The organism is Arthrobacter nitrophenolicus (assembly GCF_045833485.1).
Lineage (GTDB): Bacteria > Actinomycetota > Actinomycetes > Actinomycetales > Micrococcaceae > Arthrobacter > Arthrobacter nitrophenolicus.
The window spans coordinates 2084548-2101975 of sequence record NZ_CP174504.1 but is presented as its reverse complement, the minus strand read 5'-3'; the positions used below and the strand labels follow the sequence as shown (position 1 = coordinate 2101975).

The window sequence follows — 17428 nt, the reverse complement described above, 5'->3', positions numbered from 1 at the left end:
GGGATCGAACTTACAGTGCTGCCTGTTGTACCGGGCGCTCGCACCCCCGTGCACAACCGTTGGTTCAGATTATTGCAGGGCGGGGCAGAGGCGAAATGCGGCTGCCGTCACATGGGTGGGCGCCCGCCTCACGGCTCGAAGTGCGTGTTGACCGCTCCGTCGCTCACCCGGGCAAGGACTTCCGCCGCCAGGTCCCGCAGTTTCTGGTTGCGGTGGCTTGAGGCCTTGGTCAGCAGCGCGATGGCTTCGTCCTGGGAGCACCGGTTTTGTGCCATGATCACGCCGCAGGCGAGATCGATGGTGGTGCGGTTCTGCATCGCGGCCGAGAGGTCTTCGGCGAGGTTCTGGGCATCCGCGATGCGCAGGGCAAGCCGCAGCGCGCGGCCGGCCAGGTCGGCAAACCCTTCGGCCCGGCTGATCACAGCCTCGGAAAAGACGCCGGGCTGGTTGGCAAAGAAGTTCAATGCGGCGCTCTGGTTCTGGTCCAGGGCAAGGGGGACGCCCAGCACGCTGCGGCAGCCGTTCTCCGCCAGGACCTTCCGGTACTCCGGCCAGCGGGTATCGGTCTCCACGTCGGGCAGGACAACGAAACTCATGCTCTCCAGGGCAGTGAGGCACGGCCCCTGCCCCAGGTCCTGTTCCAGCGCGTCCAGTTCCCTTGCCCGCTCGCTGCTGCCCGCCACCGTGGTGCTGCGTTTACGCCGCCGGAGGGTCACCCCGCATTCAATGTGCGTGCCGGCAGACTCGCTCAGGGTCGCGGCCGCCACTGTGGACAGCTCCGTGAGGAAATCGCTCACATTGGTGCTGCCAATAATCAGGTCGTGCAGCTTTACGAACTGCTCGTCTTTACTGGGGGTGGCCATCCCTCAATATAAGCGAGATCGCGGGCTGCGCGCGCGCCACAAAACGTCATCCGGGCCCCCTCCGTTACTTCGTGCGTCGAAAAGCGAAGGACTAAGGCAGGAATCTTCAGGCAACCGGCGGATCTGGGTAGCCTCATGACGGGTCAAGGGCAAGCAAGCCAACGGGAGGAGACCGGGGATGAGCCTCAACGAACTGCGGGTGTTCGGGCGGTCGGGAACCCCCGTCAGCGCACTCACGCTGGGCACCATGAACTTCGGCGAAGGGACCGGCGGACCGTCCGGGGCGCCCACCGGCGCCGAGGAAAGCATCCGGATCATCCACGCCGCACTGGACGCAGGCATCACGGCGATCGACACCGCCGATGTCTACTCGCAGGGCCAGTCCGAGCAGGTGGTGGGCCGGGCACTGCGCGGACGCCGCGATGATGTTTTCCTTGCCACCAAGTTCCATGGGCAGATGAGCGCCAACCCCGCGCACTGCGGCAACTCCCGCCGCTGGATCACCCAGGCAGTGGAAGGCAGCCTCCGCCGGCTGCAGACGGACCGCATCGACCTCTACCAGGCGCACCGGCCCGACTACAACACCGACGTCCTGGAAACCATCACCACCCTCAACGACCTGATCCGGCAGGGCAAGATCCTCTACTACGGCACGTCCGTCTTCACGCCGGCGCAGCTGGTGGAGGCGCAGTGGCTGGCCACCACCAACCATCTGATCCCGCCGCTCGGCAACCAGGTGCCGTACTCGATGCTGGTCCGCGGCAACGAGCGGGACGTGCTGCCCATCGCGCAGCAGTACGGGCTGGGTGTCCTTGCCTATGGACCGCTGGCCGGCGGCTGGCTGTCCGGAAGCTTCGTGCTGGAGTCCGGCCGGCCGGCCACCCGGGTGCATTCCCTGCCCGGGCGGTACGACATCTCCGGCCCCTCCAGTGAGCGGAAGCTGCTGGCGGCTGACGCCCTGGCCCGGCTGGCAGACAAGCTGGAGCTCCCGCTGGTTGATCTCGCCGTCGGCTTTGCCCTGGCCCATCCGGCCATCAGCAGCGTGATCATTGGCCCGCGCAGCGAGGAGCACCTGTACGCCTACCTCCGCGCCGCCGGGATCCGGCTGGGTGAGGACGTGCTGGACGCCATCGATGACATCGTCCCGCCGGGCACCAATTTCGTGGAGCGGGACGCGGGCGCCATTGTCCCGGCCATTGAGTTCGCGGAATTACGACGGCGGTAGCCGGCCTCGTGCCCCTGGCTACCTCTGCCGCCCGGTGCGGCGGAGGGCGAACCGGTAGCCTGCCCAGAATGCCAGCAGGAGCATTCCGGCGAGGATCAGCGCGTAGCCGAGCCTTGCCGTGCCGTCCATGAAAACCAGGCTGTTCGACGAAAAGGTGTCGTTCGCCAGCGGCGCGTAGGCAAACCAGCCCACGTCCTGCCGCGGGACCCGCACCACCAATATGCCGATGACGGCACTGGCCACCGCGATCAGCGGCACCAGGAATCCCCGCCAAATCCGTCCGCCGGACCGGCCACTGCTGCTGTCCCCCAAAGTCATGCCTTTACCCTAGCGGCATGCCGCAAGGCGGGTCTTGACTAAGTGAGACAAGGCTCCTACGGTCAGTACCGATACCCGCTTTCATGGAATTCAGGGGCATGCCATGCCAATGTCCGAAGAGGAGCGGAGGCTGCTTCACGAGCTGGAACTGCGGCTGATCGCCGACGATCCCCACCTGGCCATGGAACTGCTCTCCGGCTATCCCGCCCGCCGCCTCCCGGCGAGGCTCTTCGCCGGCTTAGCCGCGTGCCTGCCCGGACTTGTCGTGCTCCTGGTGGGAATCGGCAGCCAGGCGGCCGCCGCCGTCGTCCTCGGCCTTTTGCTGCTGGGCGCCGGGGCCTTTGTCTTCCTGGACCGGCCCTTCCCAGGCAGGAGCCGGCGGCGAGAACAGCCCACCGGCTAGGGCCGGATGCTGCTGGCGCCCCGATCCCCGGGGAGTGCCCGGCGTCAGGATGAACAGGCTCGCCAGGACGACGGCGGCGCCAAGCCAGCCGAGCGCCGGAAGGCGCTCCCCCACCACCAGGACGGCCAGGACGGCGGCCACCACCGTCTCCAGCAGGGAGATGCTGGTTGCGGTGCTGGCGCGGATCCGGGCAAGCCCCCAGCCGAACAGGACGTAGCCGGCAAACATCGGAACCAGCGCCATGTAGGCGCCCACCGAAAAGTTGGTCCACGACTGCAGAAGCGGGGCGCCGGTCACGGCGAGTACCGGCATCAGCAGCACCCCGCCCAGCCCGAACACCGCTCCCATCGCCGCCCGTGAGGGGATCCCGCCACTGATCAGCCGGTGCGCGGCCCACGAATACAGGGCATACGTGCCACCGGCTACCAGGCCCAGGAGGATGCCGGCGGCGGACGCTCCAGAATCTCCGCCTTCCAGGCCCGGCCCCGCGCCTGCAGGACTGTGCCCGGCAAAGGACAACAGGGCAGCACCGCCCACTCCCAGCAGCGCACCGGCAACCCACCGCCGGGTCAGCGGCTTGCGGTCCGCGAACCGCTCCACCAGAGCTGCGGCCACAGGGGCCGAGCCAATGGAGACGACGGTTCCGATGGCTACGCCTGCCAGATGCATGGAGCTGTAAAAGGCAAGGGGATAGACGGCCACCGCTGCTGCGGCCAGGAGCACCAGCCGCCACCTTTCCGCCAGTCCGCCCCGGTGGTCGGTGATGGATCGGGCGGCATACAGCGCCTGCAGTAGCCCGCCGATCCCCATGGCGACAGCACCGATGGCGAGCGGACTGACGGACGGCGCGAAGGTGGCGGCCGTCCCGGTGGTTCCCCACAGGACGGACGCGGCCGCCACGAACAGGGCTCCCCAGAGCGGTGCATCGGCCGCCGCGGTTCTTGCCGTCACAGCTCCGCCAGCATCCGGGCAGCAATGAGCCTCGCATCCCTGAGCCGGGCATCCCCGCCTTCCAGCCCTGCCCGCGCCATGGCCCCCTCCAGGAGGAATGACAGGTGGCGTGCCAACTCTGCGGCGCGGGCCTTCTGGCCGGGCAGAAGCTCGAGTGCATGCGCTGCCAGCAGTTCCTCCACCTGTTCCTTGTGCCGCCGCACCGCTTCCCGGCCTGCGTCCCCCGCCGGGAGTTCGGCGGCGGCGTTCAGGAGCCCGCAGCCCCGGAATCCGTGTTCATAGGCGGCATTGGCATGGTCCAGGTAGGCATCGAAGACAGCCAGGACCCGGCCCCCGGCGTTCCCCGCGGTTTCCAGACGGCTGCGGTACAGCTCAAGCCATTCCGCGTGCCGGGCTTCCAGATATGCAGCCACCAGGTCGGCCTTGGAAGCGAAGTTGTTGTACAGGCTTTTCTTTGCCACTCCCGCTTCCGAAGTGATGGTGTCGATGCCGGTGCCGGCCACCCCGTTCGCATAGAACAGGCGTGCGGCTGCGTCCAGCAGCAGCTGGCGCGCTGGACGCCGGGGCGGGACTGAAACGTCCGGTGCAGGCATGGGCACTCCTCGAAACAGTGGTAGGTAGACCAGTCTACCTACCACTGCCATTCACGGCGAGCGCGGCTCTTGCCCGCTATGGTCACGCCCGGAGTTCCGTGCTGGGATTAACGTAAGGACGCGTCAGGAGGCGGTAGCCGTGGCAGCTATGGATGGCCGGATTGCACTGGTCACGGGAGCAACGGGAGGCCTGGCCAAGGCAGTTGCCGCGGGCCTCGCCAGGGAAGGCGCCGCCGTCGTCGTCATTGGCCGGAACTACGCCCGCGCCCAGGAGGCGGTGCAGGATATCCGTGCGCGCGTCCCGGCGACCACGCTGGAGCCCCTCGCCTGTGACGTGTCCCTGCAATCGTCAATCCAGGCGGCTGCGGACCAGGTCCGCGCCCGCTACGGGCAGCTCGATGTGCTGGTGAACGCGGCCGGCGTCTTCCGGAAGGAACGGCATGTGACGGCGGAGGGGCTGGAGCTGACGTTCGCCACCAACGTCATGTCCTACTTCCTGTTCAGCAACCTGCTGCTGGATGCCCTGAAGAAAGCCGCAGCGTCCGCGGGATCGGCGCGAATTGTGAACGTGGCCTCCAGGTACGGCAACACGCGCCTGGCCTTCGACGACCTGCAGACCGCCAAAGGCAAATACAGCTACCTGCGCTCCACGCCGCCCACCATGCTGGCCCGCGTGCTGCTCACCCAGGAGCTCGCGGAGCGCCTGCGCGGCACCGGCGTCGTGGCCAATGCGGTCCACCCCGGGCTGGTCAGGAATACCGGGCTGCTGAAGGACGTGGGCGGGCCGTTCCGGTGGATCACCAACAGGTTCGGGAAGACGGCGGAGCAGGCCGCGGACACGCCCCTGTGGCTGGCTACCGCCGCGGAGACAGCCGCCGTTACCGGCAAGCTGTGGGCACAGCGGAAGGAACTGCCCACCCCGGGAATGGGGTCGGACGTGGAGGCCCGGCACCGGCTCTGGGCCGAGTGCTCGCGGCTGGCCGGATGGGACGGCGTGCACAAGTAGCCGGAGCACCGGTGTTGAAGCTATATTGGCCCTCCGGAACTGGCGGGAATAACTTCCGGCCGCTTTGGGTTTTCGCTCTGTCCAGAACAATCTGGGCAAACCACAGCCGTACAGGAGAACGCATCAATGGCAGTTGACTACGACGCTCCGCGGGTGACTCCGGAAGAAGAACCGAACGTCGCCCTGGAGGAGCTGAAGACCGAGAAGCCGGGACGTCGGGAGGCCACCCCTGACGTTGACGAGACTGACCTCGCGGACAGCTTTGAGCTGCCCGGCGCCGACCTGTCGAACGAGGAACTGCTGATCCAGGTGGTCCCTGTGCAGCAGGACGAATTCACCTGCATGTCCTGCTTCCTGGTCCACCACCGCAGCCAGCTGGCGCGGGAAAAGGACGGCAAGAAGTACTGCAAGGAGTGCGAGGGGTAAAGGGGGCGGAGGCCGGCCAGGTTTGGGTTTCAACGCCCACAAGGCCTGGCAGCCGCCGGCAGGAAAGGGGCTGGCCGGGACCTTAATGCAGGTCCCAACCAGCCCGTAAGTTTTGAACGCTATTGCCCCAGCGGTCAGCCCACTGCGGTGAGCTCGGCCGCCGTCGTTCCTGTCAGCCGGAGCCAGGTGTCCACCACGGTGTCCGGGTTCAGGGAGACGGAGCTGATGCCTTCCTGGACCAGCCACTCGGCGAAGTCGGCGTGGTCGCTGGGGCCCTGGCCGCAGATGCCCACGTACTTGCCGCGGGCGTTGCAGGCGCTGATGGCCATGCTGAGGAGCTTCTTGACCGCGGGATCCCGCTCGTCGAAGCCGCCGGACACGATCCCGGAGTCACGGTCCAGGCCCAGGGTCAGCTGGGTCATGTCGTTGGATCCGATGGAGAACCCGTCGAAGTAGTCAAGGAACTCGTCGGCGAGCAGGGCGTTGGACGGAAGCTCGCACATCATGATCACTTCCAGGCCGTTCTCGCCGCGCTTCAGCCCGTTTTCGGCCAGCAGCTCAATGACGCCGCGGGCCTCGTCCAGGGTCCGCACAAACGGGATCATCAGCTTGACGTTCGTCAGCCCCATCTCGTTGCGGACATAGGCCAGGGCCTCGCACTCCAGATCGAAGCAGTCCCGGAAGGACGGGTCCAGGTACCGTGAGGCGCCGCGGAAGCCGATCATCGGGTTCTCTTCGTGCGGCTCGTAGGCCGGGCCGCCGATGAGGTTGGCGTACTCGTTGGACTTGAAGTCGGACATCCGCACGATGACCGGCTCCGGGGCGAAGGCCGCGGCGATGATGGACACGCCCTCGGCCAGGCGCTTGATGTAGTAGTCGCGCGGGCTGCCGTAGGCGGCGATCCGCTCGTTGATTTCGGCCTTGATGTCCGCCGGCTGGTCGTCCAGGTTGAGCAGCGCCTTGGGGTGGACGCCGATCTGGCGGTTGATGATGAACTCCAGCCGGGCCAGGCCCACGCCCTGGTTGGGCAGCTGCGCGAACGTGAACGCCTGCTCCGGGGTGCCCACGTTCATCATGACCTTGACCGGGGCGTCCGGCAGCTGGGCGATCTCCGTTTCCTCGGCAGTGAAATCCAGGATCCCCTCGTAGATCACACCGGTTTCGCCGTCGGCGCAGGAAACAGTGACAGCGGGGACGTCGGCGAGGATTTCCGTGGCGTTGCCGGTGCCGACCACGGCGGGGATGCCCAGTTCACGGGCGATGATGGCTGCGTGGCACGTGCGTCCGCCACGGTTGGTCACGATCGCGGCGGCCCGCTTCATGATCGGTTCCCAGTCGGGATCGGTCATGTCGGCCACCAGCACATCGCCGGTCTTGAAGGCGGCCATCTGCTCAATGCCGGTGAGGATGCGGACGTTGCCGGCACCGATCCGCTGCCCGATGGCGCGCCCCTCGGCCAGCACGCGGCTGGTGCCGTTGAGCCGGAAGCGGCTCAGGCTGCCGGTGGAGCGGCGGGACTGCACGGTCTCCGGCCGGGCCTGCAGGATGTACAGGCCGCCGTCCACGCCGTCCTTGCCCCACTCGATGTCCATGGGCCGGCCGTAGTGCTTTTCGATGGCGACGGCGTAGCGCGCGAGCTGCTCCACGTCGTCGTCGTTGAGGCTGAACTTGTTCCGCAGGGATGCCTCAACGGGCACGAAGTCGACGGTGCGGCCCACCTCGCGGCTGGAGGTGTAGGTCATCTGGAGGGCCTTTTCGCCCAACCCCCGTTTGAGGATGGCGGGCCGGCCGGCTTCCAGCGCGGGCTTGAAGACGTAGAACTCGTCCGGGTTGACGGCGCCCTGGACCACAGCCTCGCCGAGGCCGTAGGAGGACGTGACGAAAACCGCGTCGCGGAAGCCGGACTCCGTGTCCATGGTGAACATGACGCCGGAGGCCCCGACGTCGGAACGCACCATGCGCTGGATGCCGGCGGAGAGTGCCACGTCGGCGTGCTCGAACTTGTGGTGGACGCGGTAGGCGATGGCCCGGTCGTTGTAGAGCGAGGCGAACACGTCCTTGATCGCCACCAGGATGTTCTCGATACCGCGGACGTTCAGGAAGGTTTCCTGCTGCCCGGCGAAGGACGCGTCCGGAAGGTCTTCTGCGGTGGCGCTGGAACGGACGGCCCAGGACAGGTCATCGGACCCGCCGTGCTTGTCCACCAGCTGCTGGTAGAAGTCCCGGACCTGCGCTTCGAAGCCTGGGAGGAAGGGGGTCTGGCGGATCAGGTCCCGGATGTCGTGGCCGGCCGCGGCCAGGGCGGTGACGTCGTCGGTGTCCAGCCCGACCAGCCGGTCGGCGATCGTCTGGTCCAGGCCCGGGTCCGCAAGGAAGGTGCGGTAGGCATCCGCGGTGGTGGCGAACCCGTCCGGGACCTGTACCCCGGCTGAGCTCAGGTTCTGGACCAGTTCCCCGAGGGAGGCGTTCTTTCCGCCCACCCGTTCGAGGTCCTTCAGTCCGAGCTCTGAGAACCAGAGGATGTCTTGTGTCATGTCGCTGCTCCTTCGCAGTTAATGGCAGTGGTGTACCCGTCGCCGTGTGGCTTTTGCTGCCTTATGGGCGCAAATCCTGTCCACCGTGACAGGTATTGGTGGCTCTTTCCATATGATTTGCACCACAGGGCCGGCGGCTCGGCTTTCCCTAGTGCTTGAGGTTCATCCGCTGCAGGATGGTTGCCGCCATCTCCTCCACCGATACGGTGGCCGAATTCAGGAACGGAATCCTGTGCGCCATGTAGAGTTGCTCGGCGCTGCGCAGTTCGTAGCCGCACTGCCGCAGGGAAGCGTAGGGCGAGCCGCTGCGGCGCTCGGTGCGGATCTGGCTCAGGCGCAACGGGTTGGAGGAGAGGCCGAAACACTTCGACACAAACGGCCGCAGCGGCTTGGGCAGGCCTTCCCGCTCGAAGTCCTCGTCCACCAGTGGAAAGTTCGCGGCGAAGATGCCGTGCTGCAGCGCCAGGTACATGGTGGTGGGGGTCTTGCCGCAGCGGGAAGGGGCAACCAGGATCACCTGGGCCTTTTCGAGGGCACGCAGGCTCTGCCCGTCGTCGTGCTCCATGGCGTATTCGACGGCGGCCATCCGGGACTGGTAGCGCGCAGCGTTGCCCAGGCCGTGCGCGCGCCCCGGTTCCCCGCTCGCCCGGGTGCCCAGGGCAGCCTCCAGTTGCGGGACGTGGGTGCCGATCAGGTCCACCACGGCGGCCTTGCACGTCTCCAGGATGGAGCGGATCTCGCTGCTGACCGCCGTCGAGAAGACGAGCGGCCGCAGGCCCGCGTCGGCAACGGCGTCAATGGTGGTCACCACGGCCCTCGCCTGCTCGGCCGTGGTGATGAACGGGACGGTGATGCGGTCGAAGTTGTTGCCGGGGAACTGCGTCAGCAGGGTGTTTCCGAGCGTTTCCGCAGTGATGCCCGTGCTGTCCGAAAGAAAGTACACGGGGCGTGGAGCGTCATTGGTCATGGACAGATTCTCCATCACCACGGCACGGGCCCCGCGCTCCGGCCCTCAGCGTGACGGCTCTGCCCCGCTTCTGTGCGGGCACCAGCACCGGACAATGGCGCCGGCGTCTCTCCCGCACACCCCGTGATCTCAGGCCGTGCCCGGGTAAAGCTGTTACCGTGCTAGCCCTGGCCCCCGGCGGCACCCGGCGCCGGCACCGCGACAGTTGAATGCTGCGGCTTCGCGGCCCGGTGCGGGTTCCCTGCTTCCTTTGCACAGTGCAGGCAGCAGTAGATGCCGGGCTCGCTCTCAACCGGATGCCCCAGGATCCGGCAACCGCAGTGTTCACACGCGGGCGCCATCATATGGATGGCACATTCGAAGCTGTCGAACGTCCCGGTCTGGCTGGCCATGGTCACGGTGAACATGCGGCCCTCGTGGTTGCCGCAGACATCGCAGGTGTCCATGATCATTCCCTCCTTGATCCCGTTGCTCCAGACACTCAGCGTCGCTGCTCCGTTAGCTGCCGGCTAGAGGCAAAAGTCCCAGCAGTTTCCCTAACCGCCCGGCGGAAGAAAAATTTCTTTCCACCCGGGCCATCCATCACCCGTCCCGCTACGAAGTCCTCTCAGGAAGATCATCACGAATGCGGGAGGGACGATGGATGAGGTGGACCAGCAGGCCCTGACCGGCGCTGTGATCAAAAGGCACAACCTGGACCTGGGCGAACTGTGGCTGGACTACGTGGCACTGGGCGGCGACGCCTCGGAACAGCAGATCCGGGACTACACTGCAGGCGCGGCGGGGCTCTCGGAGAAGGAACGGGACGCACTGTCCCAGGCTGTCAACGAACACTGCGCCGCCGCCGGTCTTGGCGTGCGGGCACCGTTCAGCGACTCGCCACTGGAACAGTTGGATTCCAAGCCGCAGGATCCCTATTCGTCGAAGTAGGTGAAGGTCTCTGCGCCTCCGGTCACGGTGGAGATCACTCCGGAGGCGATCTCCCGCAGCTTGATGTTCCGGGTGTTGGACGCCTCCCGCAGTACCTTGAACGCGGCCGCCTGGCCGCACCGGTTCTGCGCCATGATGGCTCCGGTCGCCAGGTCGATGACGGTCCGTGTCTGCATCGCGGCGCTCAGGCCGTCCTTGGTGTCCTGGAGCTTGGCCATCCGCAGGGCAAGCCTCAGTCCCTTCGATGCCTGCGCAACAAAGGCCTCCGCAGATGCCGTGCTGCCGGGCTCCGCGGGCTGCGGGGAGTAGAGGCTGAGGAGTCCCTGGTCGCCGTCGAGAAGCAGCGGAAGGCTGACCACAGAGAGCACGCCCTGCCTGCGGCCGGCGAGGACGTACTCCGGCCAGCGGCCTTCCCGGCGCAGGTCCGGAACCACCACTGTTTGGGAAAGCCGCGCCGCAGTGGCACCCGGGCTGTCGGCGTATGCGCCTTCCAGCTGGTTCATCAGCCTGGCAACGGAACTGCTGGCTGCCCTTGCCACCGGCTTCTTGGGGCGGGCCAGCGTGATGTTGCAGGCAAGTTCGCGGCCCGGCCCGCCAAGCCTCTGCGCCGTATATCCCGCCAGGTCGTCGAGCATCTGGGGTACCGGCTGGTTACCCAGCATCAGGTCCTGCAGGCGTACCGCAACATCGGCGAAGGAGGTGCCGTCACAAACGTCGCTGTTCATTGCAAGGCTCCCTTCCGGACACAGTTAGGCCACAGCATCATGGCCGCCCACTGCCAGACGGTACGTTCCACCCTACCCGGGCGGACGCCGTAACGTGTCAATCATGAAACTTGCCACCGGCCGCTGCGGCACGGCAGCCGGCACCACCCTTGCCGTTGATGGCGCGGCAATCCACCGCTTCCTGGGGATTCGCTATGCGGAGGCGCCGGAGCGGTTTCGGCCCCCTGTTCCGGCCGCTCCGTGGGCAGGAGTGCTGGACTGCACCGGACCGGGACCGGCTGCACCGCAGAACCCCGAGTCCCCGGCTCCACCGGGCTCCCGGCCGCGCAGTTGGAGCGAAGACGGCTGCCTCAACCTCAACATCTGGACTCCGGGCACGGGAGGGCCTGGCCGTCCTGTGCTGGTGTGGATCCACGGCGGCGCCTACCTCAGCGGTGCCAACAGTGACGCGATGTACGACGGCGGCGCCCTGGCAGCAGCCACCGGCACCGTAGTGGTGGCCATCAACTACCGGCTGGGAGCCCTCGGTTTCCTGAACCTGGCAGAACTCCTGGGGCCGGGCTACGAGGACTCTTCCAACGTTGCGCTTCTGGACCAGCTGGAGGCGCTGCGGTGGGTGCGGGACAACATCGCAGGGTTCGGCGGGGATCCGGGGAACGTTACGGTCTTCGGGGAGTCGGCAGGGGCGGCGGCCATCGGCACCCTGCTGGGCATGCCCGCGTCGGAAGGCCTCTTCCGCCGCGCCATCCTGCAGAGCGGCACCGCCGAACGGTTCCGAACCCCGGAAGTTTCAGCCCGCATCGCACGGGAGTTCCTCACCCTGTGCGGCCTTGACGCCGGGTCAGCCCGGGACATCCTCACGCTCCCGATCGCGAGGCTGCTCGAGGCACAGGAAGAACTGGGACGGCGCACGGCCCGGGAGACCTTTGCGGTTCCGTTGCCGTTCCAGCCGACGGCGGGGATCCCGTCATTGCCCCGGCCGCCGCTGGAGGCGGTGCGGCAGGGGCTGAATGGAGACGTGGACCTGCTGCTCGGAACCAACCTCAACGAGGGGTCCTTCAGCGTGGAGATGCGCCCGGCCGATCCCGCTGACCCCGGCTATCCCGAGCGGGCAGCGGCGGTGCTTGCGGCAGCCGGCATCGCCCCTGGGCGGACCGCCGGTTACGCGGAGGCCCTGTCGCGGGTCCTGTCGGCGGAGCCCGGCGGGAAGGTACTGCTGGAAGCCGCCGTGGCTGACTCTGTGTACCGCCAGCCCAGCAACAACCTGCTCGATGCCCGGGAGGACTCGGCGCGGCAGGGATCGACCGGGCGGAATTTCGCCTACCTCTTCACGTGGCGCAGCCCTGCCATGGGCGGGAAACTCGGGGCGTGCCACGCGCTGGAAATCCCGTTCGTCTTCCGGCACCTGGACTCGCCGGAGGCCGCCTTCCTCACCCGGGGGCAGGCACCCCAGGAACTGAGCGACGCCATGAGCGGCGCCTGGGCTGCCTTCGCCCGCACCGGCTCACCCGGCCTGCCTGGGCTGGACTGGCCGGAGTACGGGCCGGAGCGCAACACCATGGTCCTCGACGCCGCGCCCCGGGTGGAGCAGGATCCCCGCCGGGAGATCCGGGAGTTCTTCGCCGCGAACCAGGTCAGCCGGCAGCCTGGGCGTTGAGGGTATCCCGGATCCCGTTCAGTGCCGGGTCGCGGAGCTGCATGAAGGCGGGCTTGAGCAGCGGCTGGATGATTTTGGCCGGGCCCTTGATGCTGAACTCGGCCGTGTACTTGACCACCGAGCCGGAGCCGGACGGGCTCACGTCCACGGAGTCGAACGCCGTGACGCTCTTGTTCTCGCCGCGGAGCTTGATGTGGTTGTCCGTCAACTCGATGACCTCGTACTCCAGGGTCTGCCGCTTCCCGCGGAACTCGGACTCCGCATGGTAGCGGTGGCCCACCGCCACCGGTCCCGGGGTCAGCTTGTCCATCACCGGAGTGTTGGGGTCCCACTTGCTGGTGTTTTCGAACTCCTTCATGAAGGCAAAGGCCTTCTCGGCGGACAGTTTGGTTTCCACGCTTCCGGTGACTGTGATCATCACCCCAGTCTAGGAAGGCACCCGCGGCAAGCACACCCCCAATATGTGCCCGCTACGGACCCGGCAGGGGCACGGGCAGGCGGACGGCGGCCATTTTGTAGCACAGCTTCCCGCCCAGTTCGCGCGGACTGATCCACACCTCGTAGCCCTCGGCGGCCGCAAACAGGGCCCTCCCCGCCATGGCGTCCGCGGCCAGCCATAAGGCCGAGGAATCAGGCATGACGTCCTCCACCATCCCCGCCCGGACCAGCGTGAAGTCCTTCCGGATCTCCACGGGAATCCCCACCAGGCGGCTCCAGTCGTGGCAGCGCATCCACTTCATGCTGTACTTCCCGTCCCGCGTGCCCGGCTAGCAGGCCTCGAAGTCGGTCAGGACCTTGACCTTGCCCGCGGATGCCGAGGCCGGGTCGAACGTGTAGCCGATCCACTCTTTCGCGAGCCGGCGTGCCAGTTCGATGCCGACCACCCGCTGGCCCATGGTGAGGACCTGGCAGTCGTTGGACAGGACGGAGCGTTCCACGGAGAACGAGTCGTGCGCTGCCGTTGCCCGGATGCCCTCCACCTTGTTCGCAGCGATGGCCACGCCGATTCCGGTTCCGCAGAAGAGGATGGCCCGGTCGGCGGCGCCGTCGCGGATCATTTCGCCGGCGGTGATGCCCACGTACGGGTAGGGCCTGGTGAAGGCGTCCGGGGCGTCGGACAGGTTGACCCCGATATCGATGACTTCGCTGATCCGCGGGTCCTCCCGGAGGTCTGCCAGGACGCGGTCCTTGTAGTCCACCCCTGCCTCGTCGGCACCGACAATGACGCGCAGTCCCATGCTGTGTCCTTCCTTGTTCATGCTTTTGCTCCAACGGTTTCCTGTGCTGCCGGAACGGCAGTGAAGTGCGGACCCATCACGCCGAAGACCATGGCCAGCGATGTTGCTCCGGGGTCCGCGGTGCCCAGGCTCTTTTCCGCGAGCGGCCGGGCGCGTCCCTTCAGCGGCAGCAGGTCCGCCGTTGCCGCGGCAGCCGCGGCGGCGACGCGGGCAGCTTCCTGCCAGGCGGCAGCGGGTTCCATGCCTTCGCCGACGAGGCGGGCAAGGCTGCCGGCAAACGGAAGCAGCGCGTCCACCATGGTCTTGTCGCCCACCTCGGCCTTGCCCAGCTGGACAATCCGGTCAGCGAACGCGGTGACACCGGCGGCGAGGTCCGTGGCCGAAGGAACAGCCGAATTCCCCACTGTTTCGCCGAAGGCACGCAGTCCGGCGCCCCACAGGACACCCGAGGTTCCGCCGGCCTTGTCAGCCCAGGCGTCCCCGGCGGCAGCCAGGACGTCGCCGGCACCGGCGCCCTGGCCGAGCGCGGCGGAGGCGGCTGCCGCAGCGGCATCCACCCCGCGCACCATGCCCCGCCCGTGGTCGCCGTCGCCGGCGATGGCGTCCATGCGGCCCAGCCGCTCCTCAGCCTCGTGCAGCGAAGCACGCGCGGCGTCGATGGCCGCGGCGCACAGGAAGGCGTAACTGCGGGAGGCGTCCGTGGCGGTGAACGCCGCCGAGGCCTTTCCGGCGTCGGCCGCTTCCGCCGCGGTGTCTGCGCCGGAAACCCGGGCCGCGTTGCCGCGGCGGTAGGCCGGGGTCTCGGCCGGCGCAACCCACAGCGGTTCCAGTTCGTCGTCCAGCCAGGTGACGGTGAGCGAAACGCCCGCCATGTCCAGGCTGGTCACCAGCTCCCCCACCTCGGGCATCACCAGCGTGTACCCGGCCGAGCGCAGCAGTGGCGCCACCGTGCCCCACAGGACAAAAAGCTCCTCGTGCTTGGTGGAGCCCAGCCCGTTGAGGATGACGGCGATCCGCTCCCCCGCCCCCGCCGGAGTTTCGGCGAGGACCCGCGACACCAGTTCCTGGCCCAGCTCCCTGGCGGACGGCAGGTCCGTGTCATGCAGGCCGGGCTCCCCGTGGATGCCCAGGCCAAGGCCCATCTGCCCCTCCGGCAGGGTGAACAGCGGCGTTTCGGCGCCCGGGAAGGTGCAGCCTGCAAAGGCGCTGCCCATGGTCCGGGTCCGGTCATTCGCCTTGCGGCCCAGCCGGACCACCTCCGCAAGGCGGTCACCGCGCTCGGCGGCGGCACCCATCACCTTGAAGACGGGAAAGTCCCCGGCGATGCCGCGGCGCTTGCCGGCTTCCGACGGCGGGGCGCTGGCGATGTCGTCCGTGACCAGCACGTTTTCCACGGCGATGCCCTCGGCGGCCAGCCGGTCGCTGGCCATGCCGAAGTTCATCACGTCGCCGGCGTAGTTGCCGTAGGTGAAGACGACGCCGGCTCCGGACTCGGCCGCCTTGGCCACCGAGTAGGCCTGCTGGGCGGAGGGTGAGGTGAAGATGTTGCCCACCACGGCGCCGTCAGCGAAGCCGGGTCCGATCAGTCCGACGAAAGCCGGGTAGTGCCCGGAGCCGCCGCCGGCCAGCACCGCAACCTTGGGCTGCGTGGGCCGGTACCGGCGGACGGCGCCGCCGGGGACCTGGCGCACCAGGCCGGCGTGCACGTCGCAGAAACCTGCGAGGGCTTCCTCGGCGAAGTCGGAGGGGTCGTTGAAAATCTTTGTCATGGTGGGCTCTCTGGCGTCCGGATGTTTCGCTGGCAGGGCTGTTAGTGCATGTGGCTTCCGCCGTTGATGTCGAGGGTGGTGCCGGTGAGGTAGGCGGAGTCCTCGGAGGAGAGGAAGGTGATGGCTGCGGCGACCTCTTCGGTGGTGGCGTTGCGGCCCAGCGGAATGCCGGCGTTGATGGCGGCTTCCTGTTCCTCGGTGCTGCCCACGCGGATGTTGGTGTCCACCGCGCCCGGGGTGATGGCGTTGACGGTGACACCGGTGGTGCCCAGCTCGCGGGCCAGGGCCTTGGTGAAGCCAAGAATGGCGGCCTTCGCGGCGGAGTAGGGAACCTTGCCGAAGACGCCGCCGCCGCGCTGGGCGGAGACGGAGGACATGTTGACGATGCGGCCCCAGCCGTTGTCGATCATGCCCGGCAGGAAGGCCTTGGTGACCAGGTAGGTGCCGGTGGCGTTGACGTCCATGACCTTGTGCCACAGCTCGAGGGTGGTCTCCAGGAACGGCACGGGCGAGGTGATGCCGGCGATGTTCGCCAGTGCCCCGACGGGCGGCAGGTTTCCTGCGGCGACTTCGGCTGCGACGGCGGCCTGGGCAGCCGTGACGGATGCTTCGCTGGCGACGTCAATCTCGTGTCCGAAGGCGGGGACGTTGAATTCGTTGCCGATTTCGGCGGCGACCTTGGCGGACTTCTCGCCGTCGAGGTCCAGGATTACCACTGCCCAGCCTTCGTTGGCGTAGCGGCGTGCGGTGGTGAGGCCGATGCCCCGGTCCGAGGTGGCCCCGGTGAGGACTGCGGTGCGCTGGATGGTGCTCATGGTGGTACTCCTTGTGGCTGGTGGTGGGTTGTGCCTTAGAGAAGGTCGGTGATGAAGCTGGCAGCTTTCGCTGCCGCGGCGGGACGCTCGTCGTGCGTGACGTCCCGCGTCTCGAGTTCGAGGGAGTAGTGGCCGGTGTACCCGTCCGCGGCGAGCCGCTTCAGGCCGCCGGCGAAATCGGCTACGCCGTTGCCGATGCTGAGGTTGATGTTTCCCGGCACGGCGTCGCGCAGGTGGACGTGGCTGATGCGGCCGCGGTGCCGGTCCAGGTAGGCCTGGATGTCTTCGCCGGCGGCCGTGACGTGGCTGAAGTCCATCACGATTCCGACGCTGGATCCCGCCAGCCGGTCGGCCAGCTGTCCCGCGCGGTCCAGGTTCCAGCAGAACCGGAGGAAGTGCAGCGACTCGGTCCAGAGTTCGACGCCGAACTCCGACGCCCGCCGTTCCGCACCCGTGAGCTCGGCAGCAATGCGGTCGAGGTCCGCTTCGACGCTGCGCACCGGGTTGTGGTCCAGCGCGCCGCACGGCAGGACGAGGGCCTTGGCGCCGGTGTTTGCCGCCAGGGTGAGCAGGGCGTCAAGGTGGCCCTGCCGTGCTGCCCGCCCGTCGCCGTCGAGCACGGCGTTCAGGTCCCCGATGTCTCCGTTCACCGAACGCACCCGGAGGCCGGATGCCCGGACGGTTTCCGAGACGGCGGCAACGGCGGCTGCGTCCAGCTGGTACGGGACGTGGTCGCAGACACCGGGCAGGGCGCCCAGGTCGATTTCCTCGAACCCCAGTCCGGCCATGGTGCACAGCGCAGTGGCGAGCTCCTGGTGCCGAAAGCTGATGGATGAGCACCCGAGTCTGGAATGGAACATCGTTGATCCCTTGGTTCGTGCAGTAGTGATGCCGACCACAGTATGCGGATTCACTGTCAACAGTCAACCCCTGAAGTCGACTGTTGACATTGAGCATGACGACGGTCACACTGGGTCTATCATTTGTTAACCGTCGACAGCGGCGACT

Annotated in this window: 19 protein-coding genes and 1 pseudogene; 6 read left to right on the top strand and 14 right to left on the bottom strand. The window is 67.6% G+C overall.

Annotated features, from left to right (window positions below; translation table 11 throughout):
- Positions 1-128: 128 nt before the first annotated feature.
- On the bottom strand, positions 129-863 hold the full coding sequence (locus ACJJV6_RS09870; RefSeq protein WP_009357771.1) for a GAF and ANTAR domain-containing protein: 735 nt from the start codon (positions 861-863) through the stop codon (positions 129-131).
- Between the two features lie 178 nt (positions 864-1041).
- On the opposite strand from ACJJV6_RS09870, the gene ACJJV6_RS09865 reads away from it, so the two are divergent.
- Complete coding sequence (locus ACJJV6_RS09865; protein ID WP_009357772.1) at positions 1042-2088, top strand: aldo/keto reductase; 1047 nt, start codon at positions 1042-1044, stop codon at positions 2086-2088.
- An 18-nt stretch (positions 2089-2106) separates the two neighbouring features.
- Here ACJJV6_RS09865 and ACJJV6_RS09860 read toward each other — a convergent pair whose 3' ends face one another.
- Positions 2107-2406, bottom strand: a complete 300-nt coding sequence (locus tag ACJJV6_RS09860; protein WP_152419555.1) for a hypothetical protein — start codon at positions 2404-2406, stop codon at positions 2107-2109.
- A 103-nt stretch (positions 2407-2509) separates the two neighbouring features.
- Here ACJJV6_RS09860 and ACJJV6_RS09855 point away from each other — a divergent pair.
- A pseudogene (locus ACJJV6_RS09855) lies at positions 2510-2689 on the top strand (DUF3040 domain-containing protein); the annotation flags it as partial.
- Here ACJJV6_RS09855 and ACJJV6_RS09850 read toward each other — a convergent pair.
- Together ACJJV6_RS09850 and ACJJV6_RS09845 are read right to left on the bottom strand one after the other, a co-directional pair.
- Positions 2645-3760 carry a DMT family transporter gene (locus ACJJV6_RS09850; protein ID WP_407710444.1) on the bottom strand — a complete coding sequence of 372 codons (1116 nt, stop codon included), beginning with the start codon at positions 3758-3760 and terminating at the stop codon, positions 2645-2647. The pseudogene ACJJV6_RS09855 and the gene ACJJV6_RS09850 sit on opposite strands and share 45 nt — an antisense overlap.
- On the bottom strand, positions 3757-4353 hold the full coding sequence (locus tag ACJJV6_RS09845) for a TetR/AcrR family transcriptional regulator (protein ID WP_407710443.1): 597 nt from the start codon (positions 4351-4353) through the stop codon (positions 3757-3759). Before ACJJV6_RS09845 ends, ACJJV6_RS09850 begins: the two co-directional genes overlap by 4 nt.
- A gap of 148 nt (positions 4354-4501) precedes the next feature.
- Between ACJJV6_RS09845 and ACJJV6_RS09840 the strand changes: the two genes are divergently transcribed.
- Positions 4502-5359, top strand: a complete 858-nt coding sequence (locus ACJJV6_RS09840) for an SDR family NAD(P)-dependent oxidoreductase (RefSeq protein ID WP_407710488.1) — start codon at positions 4502-4504, stop codon at positions 5357-5359.
- A 126-nt stretch (positions 5360-5485) separates the two neighbouring features.
- Positions 5486-5785, top strand: a complete 300-nt coding sequence (locus ACJJV6_RS09835; protein WP_009357777.1) for a DUF4193 domain-containing protein — start codon at positions 5486-5488, stop codon at positions 5783-5785.
- A gap of 134 nt (positions 5786-5919) precedes the next feature.
- Here ACJJV6_RS09835 and ppsA read toward each other — a convergent pair whose 3' ends face one another.
- The 3 genes from ppsA to ACJJV6_RS09820 all read right to left on the bottom strand — a co-directional run bounded on the left by ppsA (position 5920) and on the right by ACJJV6_RS09820 (position 9732).
- Positions 5920-8319, bottom strand: coding sequence for a phosphoenolpyruvate synthase (gene ppsA, locus ACJJV6_RS09830; RefSeq protein ID WP_407710442.1), 2400 nt, complete (start codon positions 8317-8319; stop codon positions 5920-5922).
- 148 nt (positions 8320-8467) lie between these two features.
- Positions 8468-9286 (bottom strand): pyruvate, water dikinase regulatory protein, encoded by an 819-nt coding sequence (locus ACJJV6_RS09825; RefSeq protein ID WP_009357779.1) that lies wholly within the window; start codon positions 9284-9286, stop codon positions 8468-8470.
- A 161-nt stretch (positions 9287-9447) separates the two neighbouring features.
- Complete coding sequence (locus ACJJV6_RS09820) at positions 9448-9732, bottom strand: hypothetical protein (RefSeq protein WP_354176637.1); 285 nt, start codon at positions 9730-9732, stop codon at positions 9448-9450.
- Positions 9733-9925: 193 nt separating this feature from the next.
- Between ACJJV6_RS09820 and ACJJV6_RS09815 the strand changes: the two genes are divergently transcribed.
- On the top strand, positions 9926-10216 hold the full coding sequence (locus tag ACJJV6_RS09815) for a hypothetical protein (protein ID WP_009357781.1): 291 nt from the start codon (positions 9926-9928) through the stop codon (positions 10214-10216).
- On the opposite strand, the gene ACJJV6_RS09810 is transcribed toward ACJJV6_RS09815, so the two are convergent.
- On the bottom strand, positions 10201-10941 hold the full coding sequence (locus ACJJV6_RS09810; protein ID WP_407710441.1) for an ANTAR domain-containing protein: 741 nt from the start codon (positions 10939-10941) through the stop codon (positions 10201-10203). The two genes, ACJJV6_RS09815 and ACJJV6_RS09810, sit on opposite strands and share 16 nt — an antisense overlap.
- A 103-nt stretch (positions 10942-11044) precedes the next feature.
- Between ACJJV6_RS09810 and ACJJV6_RS09805 the strand changes: the two genes are divergently transcribed.
- Positions 11045-12598: a carboxylesterase/lipase family protein gene (locus tag ACJJV6_RS09805; RefSeq protein WP_407710440.1), complete on the top strand. Its 1554-nt coding sequence runs from the start codon at positions 11045-11047 to the stop codon at positions 12596-12598.
- Here the strand turns inward: ACJJV6_RS09805 and ACJJV6_RS09800 are convergent.
- Genes ACJJV6_RS09800 through ACJJV6_RS09775 form a run of 6 tightly spaced genes read right to left on the bottom strand, consistent with a single transcriptional unit; the run spans position 12576 to position 17280 of the window.
- Positions 12576-13016 (bottom strand): SRPBCC family protein, encoded by a 441-nt coding sequence (locus ACJJV6_RS09800; protein ID WP_133349431.1) that lies wholly within the window; start codon positions 13014-13016, stop codon positions 12576-12578. The genes ACJJV6_RS09805 and ACJJV6_RS09800 overlap by 23 nt on opposite strands.
- Before the next feature lie 52 nt (positions 13017-13068).
- Positions 13069-13338 (bottom strand): hypothetical protein, encoded by a 270-nt coding sequence (locus ACJJV6_RS09795; protein ID WP_407710439.1) that lies wholly within the window; start codon positions 13336-13338, stop codon positions 13069-13071.
- A gap of 27 nt (positions 13339-13365) precedes the next feature.
- Positions 13366-13857, bottom strand: a complete 492-nt coding sequence (locus ACJJV6_RS09790; protein ID WP_407710438.1) for an RpiB/LacA/LacB family sugar-phosphate isomerase — start codon at positions 13855-13857, stop codon at positions 13366-13368.
- Positions 13854-15605: a dihydroxyacetone kinase family protein gene (locus tag ACJJV6_RS09785; protein WP_407710437.1), complete on the bottom strand. Its 1752-nt coding sequence runs from the start codon at positions 15603-15605 to the stop codon at positions 13854-13856. Before ACJJV6_RS09785 ends, ACJJV6_RS09790 begins: the two co-directional genes overlap by 4 nt.
- Before the next feature lie 41 nt (positions 15606-15646).
- On the bottom strand, positions 15647-16420 hold the full coding sequence (locus tag ACJJV6_RS09780) for an SDR family NAD(P)-dependent oxidoreductase (RefSeq protein ID WP_009358771.1): 774 nt from the start codon (positions 16418-16420) through the stop codon (positions 15647-15649).
- 35 nt (positions 16421-16455) lie between these two features.
- A complete protein-coding gene (locus ACJJV6_RS09775; RefSeq protein ID WP_009358772.1) occupies positions 16456-17280 on the bottom strand; it encodes a sugar phosphate isomerase/epimerase in 825 nt (274 codons plus the stop codon).
- Between the last annotated feature and the right edge of the window lie 148 nt (positions 17281-17428).